This is a genomic window from Methyloglobulus morosus KoM1, assembly GCF_000496735.2.
Classification (GTDB): domain Bacteria; phylum Pseudomonadota; class Gammaproteobacteria; order Methylococcales; family Methylomonadaceae; genus Methyloglobulus; species Methyloglobulus morosus.
The window spans coordinates 1-14,500 of record NZ_AYLO01000062.1 but is presented as its reverse complement, the minus strand read 5'-3'; the positions used below and the strand labels follow the sequence as shown (position 1 = coordinate 14,500).

At 46.9% G+C, this 14,500-nt stretch carries 14 protein-coding genes and 1 riboswitch; of the genes, 11 read left to right on the top strand and 3 right to left on the bottom strand.

Annotated features, from left to right (window positions below; all coding sequences use genetic code 11):
• Nucleotides 1-169 precede the first annotated feature (169 nt).
• On the top strand, nucleotides 170-382 hold the full coding sequence (locus MGMO_RS08960; RefSeq protein ID WP_023494735.1) for a DUF2905 domain-containing protein: 213 nt from the start codon (nucleotides 170-172) through the stop codon (nucleotides 380-382).
• A gap of 144 nt (nucleotides 383-526) precedes the next feature.
• Here MGMO_RS08960 and MGMO_RS08955 read toward each other — a convergent pair whose 3' ends face one another.
• The gene (locus MGMO_RS08955; protein ID WP_023494734.1) at nucleotides 527-1,684 is read right to left on the bottom strand and encodes a Shedu immune nuclease family protein; all 1,158 of its coding nucleotides are present in this window, start codon (nucleotides 1,682-1,684) and stop codon (nucleotides 527-529) included.
• Nucleotides 1,685-1,740: 56 nt separating this feature from the next.
• Nucleotides 1,741-3,063 (bottom strand): DEAD/DEAH box helicase, encoded by a 1,323-nt coding sequence (locus MGMO_RS08950; RefSeq protein WP_023494733.1) that lies wholly within the window; start codon nucleotides 3,061-3,063, stop codon nucleotides 1,741-1,743.
• 151 nt (nucleotides 3,064-3,214) lie between these two features.
• On the opposite strand from MGMO_RS08950, the gene MGMO_RS08945 reads away from it, so the two are divergent.
• From MGMO_RS08945 to MGMO_RS08925, 5 genes are all read left to right on the top strand, one after another.
• A complete protein-coding gene (locus tag MGMO_RS08945; RefSeq protein ID WP_023494732.1) occupies nucleotides 3,215-3,889 on the top strand; it encodes a rhomboid family intramembrane serine protease in 675 nt (224 codons plus the stop codon).
• 110 nt (nucleotides 3,890-3,999) lie between these two features.
• Complete coding sequence (locus MGMO_RS08940; RefSeq protein WP_023494731.1) at nucleotides 4,000-4,326, top strand: hypothetical protein; 327 nt, start codon at nucleotides 4,000-4,002, stop codon at nucleotides 4,324-4,326.
• A 132-nt stretch (nucleotides 4,327-4,458) separates the two neighbouring features.
• Nucleotides 4,459-5,769, top strand: coding sequence for a 30S ribosomal protein S12 methylthiotransferase RimO (gene rimO, locus MGMO_RS08935; protein ID WP_023494730.1), 1,311 nt, complete (start codon nucleotides 4,459-4,461; stop codon nucleotides 5,767-5,769).
• A gap of 361 nt (nucleotides 5,770-6,130) precedes the next feature.
• A riboswitch (cyclic di-GMP riboswitch) is annotated at nucleotides 6,131-6,220 on the top strand.
• Between the two features lie 34 nt (nucleotides 6,221-6,254).
• Entirely contained in the window at nucleotides 6,255-6,932 is a 678-nt protein-coding gene (locus MGMO_RS08930; RefSeq protein WP_023494729.1) for a DVUA0089 family protein, read from the top strand.
• Nucleotides 6,933-7,290: 358 nt separating this feature from the next.
• On the top strand, nucleotides 7,291-7,812 hold the full coding sequence (locus MGMO_RS08925; protein WP_023494728.1) for a DUF1097 domain-containing protein: 522 nt from the start codon (nucleotides 7,291-7,293) through the stop codon (nucleotides 7,810-7,812).
• Between the two features lie 106 nt (nucleotides 7,813-7,918).
• On the opposite strand, the gene MGMO_RS08920 is transcribed toward MGMO_RS08925, so the two are convergent.
• A complete protein-coding gene (locus MGMO_RS08920; RefSeq protein ID WP_235557256.1) occupies nucleotides 7,919-8,179 on the bottom strand; it encodes a hypothetical protein in 261 nt (86 codons plus the stop codon).
• A 220-nt stretch (nucleotides 8,180-8,399) separates the two neighbouring features.
• On the opposite strand from MGMO_RS08920, the gene hrcA reads away from it, so the two are divergent.
• The 5 genes from hrcA (at nucleotide 8,400) to dapB (ending at nucleotide 14,288) form a co-directional block, all read left to right on the top strand.
• Entirely contained in the window at nucleotides 8,400-9,458 is a 1,059-nt protein-coding gene (gene hrcA / locus MGMO_RS08915) for a heat-inducible transcriptional repressor HrcA (RefSeq protein WP_023494726.1), read from the top strand.
• Between the two features lie 145 nt (nucleotides 9,459-9,603).
• Nucleotides 9,604-10,227, top strand: coding sequence for a nucleotide exchange factor GrpE (gene grpE, locus MGMO_RS08910; protein ID WP_023494725.1), 624 nt, complete (start codon nucleotides 9,604-9,606; stop codon nucleotides 10,225-10,227).
• Nucleotides 10,228-10,288: 61 nt separating this feature from the next.
• The gene (gene dnaK / locus MGMO_RS08905) at nucleotides 10,289-12,229 is read left to right on the top strand and encodes a molecular chaperone DnaK (RefSeq protein ID WP_268768304.1); all 1,941 of its coding nucleotides are present in this window, start codon (nucleotides 10,289-10,291) and stop codon (nucleotides 12,227-12,229) included.
• Nucleotides 12,230-12,350: 121 nt separating this feature from the next.
• Nucleotides 12,351-13,481 (top strand): molecular chaperone DnaJ, encoded by a 1,131-nt coding sequence (gene dnaJ / locus MGMO_RS08900; RefSeq protein WP_036307338.1) that lies wholly within the window; start codon nucleotides 12,351-12,353, stop codon nucleotides 13,479-13,481.
• A 3-nt stretch (nucleotides 13,482-13,484) separates the two neighbouring features.
• A complete protein-coding gene (gene dapB / locus MGMO_RS08895; RefSeq protein WP_023494722.1) occupies nucleotides 13,485-14,288 on the top strand; it encodes a 4-hydroxy-tetrahydrodipicolinate reductase in 804 nt (267 codons plus the stop codon).
• Nucleotides 14,289-14,500: the final 212 nt, after the last annotated feature.

Here is a 14,500-nt window from a genome sequence, read left to right as displayed (position 1 = left end):
TCCCAACCTTCTCCCTCAGGGAGAAGGTTGGGATGAGGGGATGAAAATCAATTGGTAACGTCCCTCACCCTAGCCCTCTCCCAGAGGGAGAGGGGATTTCTGACGCAACTTTACATTATTTCGCATTGTCCATTATCACGGTTAAACCCAGCTTAGAGGAAAAGTTGTTATGACGGGAAAAATGATTATGCTTGTTGGGATTGTGTTAGTCCTGATCGGGCTTGCAGTCAGCTATGCGCCTTGGCTGGTTAACTGGTTCGGTAAGTTGCCCGGCGACATTCGCATCCAGAATGAAAAAAGCTTTGTGTTCATCCCGATTGTATCCATGTTAATCGTGAGCGTTATCTTGACGTTGATTATCAATTTGTTTTTTCGGAAATAAATGTAGGGTGCGTTTTACGCACCAAATCAGGTGCATGAAATGCACCCTACGCGACTGCGTACCCTGCCTACAGGCTTGGTTTATCAACCCAGCCCACGGGCTGTAGCCCTCATTTCTGCGCTCCTGCGTGGGAATGAGGTAAGGTTAATCGCTTTGCACTATATATTTTGTTCTCTCATATAACTCATCAAAAGTCAGTATTTCTGGAGTAGTTATGTTTTTACGATAAAGCTCGAATGAGCGATACTGATCTTCATTTACACCTCGTTCTTTGGTAAATTCACCTAAGCTACCAATGACTAAATACGATTTTGGCAAGTAATTGTATGCTTCCTCACCTGTTGGATTGCCATGTTCATCACTAAGCGATATTTTTTGTGTCAGCGATTTCACTGCTGAAGCAACAGTGCCTTGAATTTGAGCGATAGCTTCAGTCAATTCTTGTGATGGTGCCCAACAACCAGAACGATAAGGCTTTTTTTGCAATAAAGGCGTTTCATGCGTCTTGATTTCAACGAAGCACAGACTTGAAATCAGTCCCTTAGTTTTCATAAGAGCGTCAACTCTTTTACCAAAACCAGCAACATCGTGACCTTGCACCACTTGCTCAAGTTTCTTTTCGTCTAAGCTGGACAAAAACAAGTAGCTCAACCCATAACCGAAAATCCATTTGTTCTTTTCAAAGAATTTTTGCCATAACCCTTCTGTGGTTGTATTTTTCTGTTTTTTTAAGTTCTCGAAATATTCTTGGTCGGTTATGAGCTTACTGTAAACATCTAATTGTTTCTTCCGAAATCCTATAGCAATAATGTCCCCTTTAGTTATTTCCGATTTTATTATTTCTGAAAATACCTCTTCGTTTTCTTGAAATAACTTTCTTGCTTGATTATTTGAAACAACTATATTTCTAAGCTCTTCATCTGTAATGTTAACTGCACGATCATTTTTAAATGTTACAGACAAAACATTTTGAATGAACTCGAAAAGCTTCCCAATTTCTTCACCAATAAATGAAAAACTTGCGTTATGCGGTTTATCTGTTCCTACGGTATATCTTTGTAGGTTTAGTAAAAATAACCCTCTTGGATCTTCAATGAATTTAGCCGTTATATACGATTTTCCGCCTTCCACATGCCTCAAAACAACTTCATCTTTTATAGTGCCGAATGCAAAAGAATCTTGAGACTCAATTACTTTTGATGCTATCCGAACTTTGTCTGTCCGATCACCAAAAGAGGGTAAACTTGGGCTAATATATGTTTTTCCTTCTTTTGGATTTTTGTAACTGTCTAATTCAATCATATCTCTCCAGTAAAACTCGACTAGAAATGGGTATCATTGTTCCATCGGGTTTTAGTTTATTCCTCAGCTAATTTATTGCTCGGAATACGCCGCTTTCCCACATTTTTCTTATCCCGTTCCCGAATCTTCACTTTTTTAACAGCCGCTTTTTTTAACGGTTCTTTTTTGTCTTTGCTGCCTGCGGCTTTGCCGGAGGTCTTGAGTTTTTTCGGGCCTTGGTAGCTGCCGACTAGTTCTTTGATGGTGCGGCGGATAAATTGCTGGTTCAAAAAGCGTTCGATGCCTGCCATTAAGTTCCATTCGGTGTGTTTGACCAGGGCGATGGTGGTGCCTTGCTCGTCGGCGCGTCCGGTGCGGCCTATGCGGTGGATGTAATCGATACCGTTGCGGGGGATGTCGAAGTTGATGACGAGGTTGATGCCTTTGATGTCTAGGCCGCGGGCGGCCAGGTCGGTGGCGACCAGGGTGTTGACGACACCGTCCCGATACAACGCCATCGTGCGGTTGCGGTCTTTTTGGTCGATTTCGCCGTGTAGCAAGCCGGTACGAAGCCCTGTCCCGCGCACATAGTCATATAATTCCTGCGCCCTTAAGCGGGTATTGGCAAAAACCAGGGCTTTGTCGTAAGTTTCATTTTGCAGTAACCAGGCCAGCAGTTTGAGCTTATGGTCGTGGTCATCGGCTAAGAGCAATTGCTGTGTGATGTTGCTGTGCCCGTCGTGCAGTGTATTTAACGCGACGACTTTTGGGGTTTTTAACACTTTGTCGGCGATTTTGATCACACCGAAGTGGGTTAATGTTGCTGAAAATAGCAAGGTTTGGCGTTGGTTGTTGCAAAGTTCGACAATTCTCAGCACGTCATCGCTAAAGCCCATATCCAACATGCGGTCGGCTTCATCCAGGATCAGTACGTTTAGATGTTGGAAATAGGTGGTCGAGAGTTGGAATTGTTCTAAGAGACGGCCTGGTGTGGCAATGATAATGTCGGTGTTATGGGTTAATGCAGTTTGCTGTTTCTTGAAATCGCTGCCACCCGTAATGAGGCCGGTTTTTAGTGAGGTAAATTCACTGAATTGTTGGCATTGCCCGAAGATTTGCTGGGCCAGTTCGCGGGTTGGGCACAGGATCAATGCCTTGATGCCGATAGCTTTGTCCGGTGAAACCAGCAATTTCTGCATTAAAGGGAGTAAGTAAGCGGCGGTTTTGCCGCTGCCGGTTTCGGCACTGACCAGGCAATCCCTGTGCTCAAGTATGGCAGGAATGGCTTGTTGTTGGACGGGCGTGGGCGTTTCAAAGCCTAGCTTATCGATCGCCAGCAATAGGCGATTGTCCAACCCGAATTCGGTAAATGAGGGTGTGGAGGTTAGGGGATTTTGCATTAAACTTAAAAAAAGATGGGAGGTATCAAGGAGAAAAGATTTGTTCGGGTTATTATAAGCTATTGCATTAAAGCTAAGATTAAATCGTTTTGTTGTTGCCAATGTACCGATAACCGTTAAGCTGAGCCCATCATAATTACGAGGTTAACCCATGATCCCCATACGAGACACGGCACCGTGCAATTCAACGCCTTATATGACCTGGAGTTTGATGGCGGTTTGTATTGCTATTTTTCTTGTCATGCAGGTGATGCCTTATGAATTGAGTTACAAGATCACCTATCTTTACGGTATGGTGCCTAACCGTTATGCCAACCCGCAATGGGGACTGGCGTATGGGCTGCCTTTTGACGGCTATTTGTCGTTTTTGACCAGTTTGTTCCTGCACGGGAACTGGCTGCACATTATCTTCAATATGTGGTTTATGTGGATTTTTGCGGATAATATTGAAGACCGGATGGGGAAATGGCGCTTTCTGGCTTTTTACTTGATCTGCGGTGTGTTGGCGACTATGTTGCAATGGTACAGTACGCCCACGCTGGTCATACCTGTGGTAGGCGCTTCCGGCGCCATTGCCGGGGTAATGGCGGCGTATTATTTCCTGTATCCGTTTGAGGGGGTGATTGTGTACTTTTTCCCGATAGTCGTCCGGTTACCTGCGGTCACTTTTTTGGGCCTGTGGGTCATTTTTCAGCTTTACTCCATTACGACGTCTACTTATGTGCCGGGAGCCACGTCCGACTCGGCCTTGTGGGCGCATGTGGGCGGATTTATTGCCGGGGCAATCTTACATCGATTCTTTCTGCGAAAAGATGAGGTTGTTTAAAGACTTTCAAGCTATAATTACCTCAGAAAAAATCAATATTCAGGGCAGGGATGGTAGTGTTTTTTACTTAAATCCGTGCTTTAATCCTGTCAGGAAATTTACAAAACCCCATGAAAAAATTAAACTTTTACTTAGTTAAACTGCTGCAATTTGTTGTTTTTGCTGTTTTCACTTTTGTCGTCTTAACCTATTTTGGCGCAATGCTGTTGCTGCCATTGGATGCCGTGGCGATACTGGTCAAATTGATGGGTATCGTCGGCATTCACGGCTTCATCGGTGCGTTGATTGCGATCCCAGCCGTGGGTTATTTGTGTATGATAATTTATAAAACCCCAGGTTTGTGTGAAATGGTCCTGGAAATTGGGCTGGATTTGATCAAAACCGGCAAAGCTAAGGTTGACGCTTTCAATTCGATTGCAGAGACAGTAAAAGGTTAAAGGCGCGAGGCAAAGGGCGTAAAATCCTGTTTGCCTATCGTTTATCCCTTCTGTTTTTTCCATCCTGTCATTTTTCATGATGTTGCGGCTTTTACTAAGCCGCAAATCCCTGGTTTTAATAGTTAACTCACCATGACTGCACCCAACATCGGCTTTATCAGCCTAGGCTGTCCAAAAGCCTTGGTCGATAGCGAACGCATCCTAACTAAGCTCCGTGCGGACGGTTATACCATCTCGCCCACCTACAAAGATGCTGATTTGGTCGTGGTCAACACCTGCGGATTTATTGATGCGGCGGTCGAAGAGTCCCTGGACAGCATAGGGGAAGCGTTGGCGGAAAATGGCCGAGTCATCGTTACGGGTTGCTTAGGCGCAAGGGAAGATGAAATTCGGGCGCGGCATCCGCAAGTCTTGAAAGTAACGGGCGCACATGCCATTGATGAAGTGGTCGCTTCCGTCCATGAACACTTGCCGCCCAGGCATGATCCGTTCACCAGCCTGTTGCCGCCACAAGGTATTAAACTCACACCCAATCATTACGCTTATCTCAAGATCAGTGAGGGCTGCAACCACCGCTGCACGTTTTGCATTATTCCATCCATGCGTGGAGACCTAGTCAGTAGGCCGATTGACGAGGTCATGGTGGAAGCCATGCGCCTGGCGGATGCGGGTGTCAAAGAATTGTTGGTTGTGTCCCAGGATACCAGTGCTTACGGCCTGGACTTGAAATACCAGCCGCGCTTTTGGCGTGGTCGTTCCATACAAACCCGTTTTTATGATCTGGCGGAGGCAATGGGCGATTTGGGGATATGGGTGCGGATGCACTATGTTTATCCTTATCCGCATGTGGATGATGTCATTCCATTGATGGCTGAGGGCAAGATACTGCCCTATCTCGACATACCTTTCCAACATGCCAACAGCCGTATCCTAAAGCTGATGAAACGCCCGGCGGCTAGCCAGAATAACCTGGAACGCATCAGGGCATGGCGGGAAGTTTGTCCTGATATTACCTTACGCAGCACCTTTATTGTCGGCTTTCCTGGTGAAACCGAACAGGAATTTGAAGAACTCCTGGATTTCCTGGATGAAGCACAACTGGATCGGGTGGGCTGTTTTGCTTATTCGCCCGTAAAAGGTGCCGTTGCCAATGATTTGCCCGATTCCATTCCGGAAGAAATCAAACAAGATCGTTTGGCCCGTTTCATGGAACGCCAGTCTGAAATCAGTGCCGGACGCTTGCAACAACGCATCGGCAATATCGAAACCGTGCTGGTCGATGAAGTGGTGGAAGAAGGGGCGGTTGCCAGAAGCCAATCCGATGCGCCTGAAATTGATGGGCTGGTTTTCATCGATGGCGCAACGCATTTAAAGGTAGGCGAATTCGTGTCTGTCGAAATCGAGGAAGCCGACGAGCATGATTTGTGGGCGCATTTGGCCTAAGCGGTATTTTAGCGAGCCAGGCATGTTCTAGGCTATCTAGCCCATAGCCATCTAACCTAGCTTGGGCTTCCAAGGCCCTGATTTTAGTTATAGTGCACTCGTTCTCATGGGCACTGCGCTCATCACCTTGCTATTGTCAAGGCCATTTCAAATTCTAGTAGACAATCCATTTTTTAACCCTCTTTTTGCTCCTTCAACCGCAAGAATTGTGATCCTATTCACAATTTATCTCATGCCGCTGTGACTGTGGTCACAGTAATTCCCAGTGTATCCCTGAATAATGCACATCACCGATGGAAGGCAGTGGGTTGCTTAAGTTTCCGTCGGGAGAAGCTTGTATAGTGCGGGTTTCGCATAGGTAGATAGGTAAAGCCAAACTCATCGTGAGGTGAGGACGGAAAGTGACAGGCCTTTTTCAAAGCGACACGAAAAAGTCGGCTGCATTGCAATAGATCCTTTCTTTATTACTTAATTAAGGTTTTTAAATGAAAATTAACATTGCTTTTTTTGTCTTATGTTCGTCTATGCTTGGTTTGGGTTCCGCACAGGCTTCTTATCTGTCGGTAAACGATGCAACAAGAAATGACTCGGTGTCTAGGGCACTAAGCTTAGATTCCCATTTTGATAGTGTTTTTGACGCAAATATCGGAAGCCCAGTCGACAATATTTCTACATCGTTCTTGCATGCCTCAGTCAATGCGACAACGGGCAACAGGCATAGTGGTTTGGACTGGTATTCATTCACGACTACCCAATCCAATGTGCAAGCCTATTTTGACATTGATAGGGGTATGCCTGATCTTGATTCTTGGATTAAGTTGTATGATTCCAACCATAACTTGATTTCTCAAAATGATGACGGCAATGTCCGCGATCCAGGTTCTGTCATTGGGTGGGATTCATTTTTGAGCCAAGTGCTGACAAACCCAGGGATGTATTATTTGTCAGTTGGGCAATATCTCTGGAATGGTCATGGGGGAATGCAATCCCCGCTTAGCCGTGGTCAAGATTATACGTTACATGTGTCGTTGGCCTCTATACACATGGAGCCTGCTCCAGCAGCCGTTCCCGTTCCTGCGGCTATCTGGTTGTTTGGGTCGGCGATTGCGGGGTTGATGTGTTTCAGCCGAAGGAAAATGGTTGAATCCTTTTACTTTGCGTAACACGAGTTAAAAGATGTTCCGGTATCTCTCGGCCGAGTTTGGCTGGGAGATACCATTCAAAATAATTTCTTGCGTAATTCCCTCCAGAGCCGAATGAGACCTCGTCTCCTTTAGCCCCCTTCATGCGTGCCCGAAAAAATAAGGGTTACCAAATTACTCTAGTAATGACTAAAAATGGCAACCTGGGTCGATAAGTTTTGCGATTGCGTTAACCGAGTATATTTAACTCCAAGATAATATCTGCTATATTCGACGCAACGGGATAGATATGTCCGTGACTTAAGCGTCAGGTAGCATAGAACCACCTCAGTGTGTACCTGATTCATCATAATAATGAGGTGAGTTTCGGAGAATTCGCGTGGATAAACTAACAGCACTTTCTGTAAGCATTGGTGTTTTAGCCGGTGTTGCAACCTTTTTGGCGGTCGGCCCATTGAGTGGTTTCTTTTTTATATGGGCAGCGACCATTGCCTGGGCGGCTTATTTTTTATTGGGGGCTAACCAGGAAGCTGTTTGCAAAAATATTACCTGCGGTATTTTTGGGGTCTTCATGGCTTGGGCAACCGCTGTTTTGCTGACAGAAATTTCGCCAACCACTATGATGGGTTTCCCATTCATGGCGGCTTTTACGGTTTGTGCTGCCGTCATTGTGATGTGTCTTGCTGCTAATATCCCTCAGCTTGCGACGATACCGTCTAGTGTTTTGGGGTATTCAGCCACCTTTGCCTATTTGCTGCAAACACCTGAAAAACTGACCAAAGATGTCTTGCTGGGCTTTTCTATCAGCAACCCGTTATTGGTGATTTCTATTTCGATTGTTGTCGGGACTTATTTCGGTGTGGCATCTGCGCTACTTAGCGCAAAATTAGAGAATAAATAATCGTTTGATCGTAGCCTGCAAAGACGGTTGTCGATGTCCAATCAATACCGTCTTTGTTTGCTGCACCTAAAAAATCCTTCGGCTTATTGACAGGTTAGCGCATCCGCTAACGCTGTTGCATCCAACGAAAATAGGTTTTGCCGTCATCACAAACCCAGCTAGAACGCTGTACGCCATATTCCGTTTTGCGTAACACGCAATGGTGTTCTTCCTTGAATTCATTCCAATGGCTGTCATCGGGGTTGACGCTGAAATACAAGCTGGTCAGCTTAAGGATTGCCAGGGTGAAAATGCCGTAAAGCACAAAATCCAGCGGCTTTTTGGGCATGTAACGCCTGATTAATGGTGTTATCTGATTTGCATTCATTATGCATCCCCCATTCAGAAAAGCTTTCCTAACTATACGCCTAATCACTTATCAAGCAAGCACTGTTGTTTGTAACTAGGGTGGACAATAATTTTAGTTTCCTTGGCGGGTTGGCTATTTTTATAGCCGATTCCCGTAATGATTGACAATGCTGGGCGGTGCTGCTAATTTCAGCGCTTAGCACTCTGTTGTAATGAGTGCTAACTATAGGATGGAATAGATGGCACACACTCAGCTTTTAAACGAACGGTCATTACAATTATTGAAAACGCTGGTAGAACGCTACATCAGCGATGGACAACCCGTGGGGTCACGGGTATTGTCTAAGGGTTCTGAATTGAAACTCAGCCCTGCCACTATCCGTAATGTGATGGCAGACCTTGAGGATATGGGGCTAGTGCATTCACCACATACCTCGGCAGGACGAATTCCTACTGTAAGCGGTTACCGTATGTTTGTGGATACTTTATTGACTTACAAGCCCTTGGAGTCAAAAGATTTGTCCCGTTTGCATGAAGGATTGTCGGCCAAGGAAGATAATGGCGACATGATCGGTACGGCTTCACGTCTATTGGCTGAACTGACACAAATGGCGGGTATCGTGACTTTGCCCAAGCGGGAACAAGTGTATTTGCGGCACATCGAATTTTTGCCGCTATCCAATACCCGTGTGCTAGTCATTTTTGTGACCAATGAGCAGGAGGTCCATAATAAAATCATCCGGACCGATAAGAAATTTTCTGCCGCCGAGTTGCAGCAGTCCGCCAATTTTATTAATTCCACTTATGCGGGCCGCAGCTTGCAAGCCGTACGCGAAGCGGTGTTAAAGGAGCTCAAGGAAGACCAGCAACGCATGAATCAAGGGATGGTGGATGCCATCAAGATTGCCCAATTGGCGTTAGAGCCCAATGGCAAAAAAGAAGATTATGTGTTGGCTGGCGAAACAAATTTGATGGGGTTTTCCGAATTGTCAAACCGCGATTACCTTAAAAAATTGTTTGAAGCCTTTAGCCAAAAGCAATCCGTGCTGCATTTGCTCGACCAATGTATGAAGGCAGAGGGTGTGCAGATTTTTATTGGCGAGGAATCCGGCTATCAAGCGTTTGAACAATGCAGCCTGGTGACTTCTTCTTATTCCGTGAGCGATGAAGTGGTCGGGGTGTTAGGTGTTATCGGCCCAACCCGCATGGCGTATGAAAAAATCATCCCGTTTGTCGATATTACCGCAAAATTGTTGGGTGCAGCCTTGAATCCTAAAACCGCGTCCCCATCTTCCTAGCATTGTTATAGGCCAAAGGCACAAGGCTCAAGACAGCAAGATAACACGTTGGCATCTTTCGCCTTGTGCCTTTGGCCTATACTTGAGTAGTTACAATTAGTTACATTTGCAGAACCATTTATTTCACATCAATAAGGCACTATAAATGAGTACCGAGCAGGAAAAAGCAAAATCACAGGTTAAAACCCCGGGCAGCGAGGAAACCCTTGCGGATGCATTATCAGAAGAAGAGCTGACACTGGATGAACCGCCATCCCAAGAAAAACTCATAGCAGAATTACAGCAAGAACTGGCGGCAGCCGAGCAAAAAGCCCAGGAAAGCTGGGATAAGGCGGTCAGGACGCTGGCGGAAATGGAAAACCTGAAAAAACGCACCCAAAAGGACGTGGAAGATGCCCATAAATATGCGCTGAACAGTTTTGCAAAGGAGTTGTTGACAGTCCTGGATAGCCTTGAACTGGGTTTGCAAGCAGCGACCGGTGAAAGCGAAGAAGTCAAAAAATTCCGCGTCGGCAGTGAACTGACCATCAAGCAATTTGAATCCGTATTTTCAAAATTCAACGTCGTGACACTCGATCCAAAGGGTCAGCCTTTCAATGCCGAACAACACCAGGCGGTACTGATGCAAGAGGTGGAAGGCGCAACGCCAAATACGGTTGTCAATGTATTCCAAAAAGGCTATATGCTGAATGGACGTTTGCTGCGTCCGGCTATGGTGGTGGTGGCAAAAGGGCCGGAAAAGCCGCCAATAATTGACGAAAAGGCTTGAATAACTTAAAAAAGCCCTCATATCGGTCTTAATATTTACTTTACTTAACAAAAATTCAAGTCTGGAGCATTCAATGGCAAAAATAATTGGCATAGATTTAGGTACCACAAATTCCTGTGTTGCCGTGTTGGAAAACGGTGTGGCGAAAGTCATCGAAAACAGCGAAGGTGCGCGTACCACGCCGTCTATCATCGCATTCACCAATGATGATGAAGTACTGGTTGGGCAATCCGCCAAGCGCCAAGCTGTAACAAACCCTAAAAATACCTTATTTGCGATTAAGCGTTTGATTGGTCGCCGTTTTAAGGACGATGTCGTACAAAAAGACATCAAAATGGTGCCTTATAACATCGTTGAGGCCAGCAATGGCGATGCCTGGGTGGATGTCAACGGCAAAAAAATGGCTGCGCCGGAAATTTCTGCGCGGGTTTTGATGAAATTGAAGAAAGACGCTGAAGCCTATCTGGGTGAAGAAGTCAAGGAAGCGGTGATTACCGTGCCTGCTTACTTTAATGACTCCCAACGCCAGGCCACCAAGGATGCAGGACGCATTGCCGGATTGGAAGTCAAACGGATTATCAACGAACCGACTGCCTCTGCGTTGGCATTCGGTATGGACAAGCCTAAAGGCGATATGAAGATTGCCGTTTACGACTTAGGCGGTGGTACGTTCGACATTTCCATTATCGAAATTGCCGAGATTGATGGCGAACACCAATTTGAAGTGCTGTCTACCAACGGAGATACCTTCCTGGGCGGGGAAGATTTTGACTCGCGCGTCATCGAATACCTTGCCACTGAATTCAAGAAAGATAGCGGCGTTGACTTGCACAATGATCCATTGGCCTTGCAACGCTTGAAAGAAGCGGCGGAAAAAGCCAAGATTGAGCTGTCTTCCAGTCAGCAAACCGATGTCAATCTGCCTTATATTACGGCGGATGCATCTGGCCCTAAGCACTTAAATGTCAAATTGACCCGTGCCAAACTGGAATCGCTGGTTGAAGAATTGATTAACCGCACCAAAGGCCCGTGTGAGATGGCGATTAAGGATTCCGGAATATCCATTTCGGACATTCATGACGTAATCCTGGTCGGCGGTCAAACCCGTATGCCGAAAGTTCAAGAAATGGTCAAAACCATTTTCGGCAAAGAGCCGCGCAAGGACGTAAACCCTGACGAAGCAGTTGCCCTGGGTGCGGCAATCCAGGCCGGTGTGTTGGCGGGCGATGTCAAAGACGTCTTATTGCTGGATGTTATCCCCTTGTCGCTGGGTATCGAAACGATGGGCGGCGTAATGACCAAGCTGATCGAAAAAAACACCACGATCCCGACCAATGCATCGCAAGTGTTTTCTACGGCTGATGACAACCAAACGGCGGTGACGATCCACGTTTTACAAGGTGAGCGCGAAATAGCCTCTGCCAATAAATCATTGGGTCGTTTCGACTTGGCGGACATCCCGCCTGCGCCACGGGGTGTGCCGCAAGTTGAAGTTTCCTTTGATATAGACGCCAATGGTATCTTGAACGTATCGGCAAAAGACAAGGCGACCGGCAAGAAGCAATCTATCGTCATCAAGGCATCCAGCGGTTTGTCGGATGACGAAGTCAAGCGTATGGTTAAGGATGCGGAACTGCACGCCGATGAAGACCGCAAAATGAAGGAACTCATTGGTGCCAGAAACCATGCGGACAGCATGATCCACGCTACCGAAAAATCCTTGAAAGAGCTGGGCGACCAAGTGGCTGCAGATGAGAAATCGTCGATTGAATCGGCTATCGAAGCCTTGAAAGAAGCGGTTAAGTCTGATGATAAAGCGGCAATTGAAGCCAAAACCAATAGCTTGACTGAATTGTCTGGCAAACTGGCGGAACGGGTTTATGCCCAAAAATCTGCAAGTGAAGGTGAGGGCGGAGCCAAACCGGAAGGTTCAGCTAAAACAGACGATGACGGTGTTGTCGATGCTGAGTTTGAGGAAATTAAAGAAGACGAAAAAAAATAATGCCACACGCATTGAAAGAGTGTGAGCTTTAACCTAAGCTGAGGGGTGGCGCTTGTTTTAAGCGCCACCTTTATTTATTAAGGACACCAGAGTACCGCCCACGTTGGCGGTTATTTACGTTATGGCAAAAGAAGATTATTACAAACTACTGGGTGTTGAACGCAATGCCAGCGATGCGGACATAAAAAAAAGCTACCGCAGCATGGCGATGAAGTTCCATCCCGATAGGAACAAGGACAATCCCGAAGCGGCTGAGGCCAAATTTAAGCTAGTCAAAGAAGCTTACGAAGTGCTTTCTGATCCCAAGAAACGTACGGCTTATGACCAATTTGGCCATGCCGGAGTCGATGGGTCGATGGGCGGACGCGGCGGCGGTTTTACCAGCGAGAGCTTCAGTGATGTCTTCGGTGACGTCTTTGGTGATATTTTCGGCGGCAGCAGGCAGCGCAGCGGTCCACAACGAGGTTCTGACATACGCTATAATCTCGAACTGACGCTTGAAGATGCCGTATCGGGTACGGAAGCCAAAATTCGTGTCCCTGTGCTCGTGCACTGTAAAGAATGTGACGGGACAGGCGCCAAGAAAGGCTCCAGCCCCGTCATCTGTTCCACCTGCCATGGGCATGGTCAGGTACGGATGCAGCAAGGCTTTTTCTCGGTCCAGCAAACTTGCCCGACCTGCCGTGGTTCTGGCAAACAAATCAAGGATCCTTGTGCCGAATGCCGTGGGGATGGTCGTGTGCAGGAAACCAAAACCCTGTCAGCAAAGATCCCTGCCGGTGTCGATACGGGCGACCGTATCCGGTTGGCGGGCGAAGGCGAAGCAGGGGAACGCGGGGCTCCGGCGGGCGACTTGTACGTGCAAATTCACGTTAAAGACCACGATATATTTACACGGGATGGTGCAAACCTCTATTGTGATGTCCCGATAAGCTTTGCCGCTGCCTGTTTGGGCGACGACATTTCCGTCCCTACTTTGTTGGGTAAAGTGCTATTGAAAATCCCCCCCGAAACCCAGACAGGCAAATTGTTCAGGTTGCGCGGCAAAGGCGTTAAACCGGTCAGGGGCGGGGTAGTCGGAGATTTGATCTGCAAAGTGATCATCGAAACGCCCGTGAATTTGACCAAAGAGCAAAAAGCCTTAATTGAACAACTTAACACGTCATTGACAGGCGATGGTAAACAACACAGTCCACAGGAAAGTTCATGGACAGCAGGCGTAAAAAGTTTCTTCGATAAACTGACAGGATAAGCCATGATACGAGTTGCCATAGCCGGAGCGTCTGGGCGCATGGGCTTGACCTTAATGCGAGCCGTTGCCCTATCGCCAGCGCTTACGCTAACGGTCGCTATTGACCGTGCAGACAGCCCTGTCATAGGTAAAGATACCGGAGAATTAATCGGCATAGAAGCTACCGGAGTGAAAGTTTCCGATAATTTGTCTGCAGTTGCCAATAGTTTTGACGTGCTGATCGATTTCACAAGGCCGGAAGCCTCTATGGGCTACCTAGCGTCCTGTCAGCAAGCGGGAAAAAAGTTAGTGCTTGGTACGACAGGGTTCAACGACGAACAAAAAGCTAAAATAGCAGAAGTGGCGAAATCCATAGCCATCATGATGGCTCCCAATATGAGCGTTGGCGTAAACCTGACCCTGAAACTCCTGGAAATGGCAGCCAAAGTCATGGGCGATTACACCGACATCGAAATCATCGAAGCCCATCATCGCCATAAAGTCGATGCGCCATCCGGTACGGCCTTAAGGATGGGCGAAGTTATAGCTAACACCTTAAACCGCGACTTAAAAGACTGCGCCGTCTACGGCAGGGAAGGCATCACGGGTGAACGCGACCGTAAGACCATCGGCTTTTCTACCATCCGCGCTGGCGATATAGTTGGCGAGCATACCGCCATGTTTGTCGATGAAGGCGAACGGGTGGAGATTACCCATAAGGCATCTAGTCGCATGACCTTTGCGAATGGTGCGCTTAGGGCGGCTGTTTGGTTGAAAGATAAGGATAAGGGGTTGTTTGATATGCAGGATGTGTTGGGGTTATCGTAGGTTTTGATATTTAACGAAACCTTGCAAAATCCCTTCTCCCCTTGTGGGAGAGGGTTAGGGTTAGGGTGAGGGGTATTTATTAAGGTGTCGCTGATGCGACGGTTGTTTGAATGTGGGTTCTCGTACCCACGGACGAGATACTTTTCTTTGCGCGGACAAAGAAAAGTATCCAAAAGAAATCCGCCCGATGCCGCTTGCTTCCTGCGCTCCGT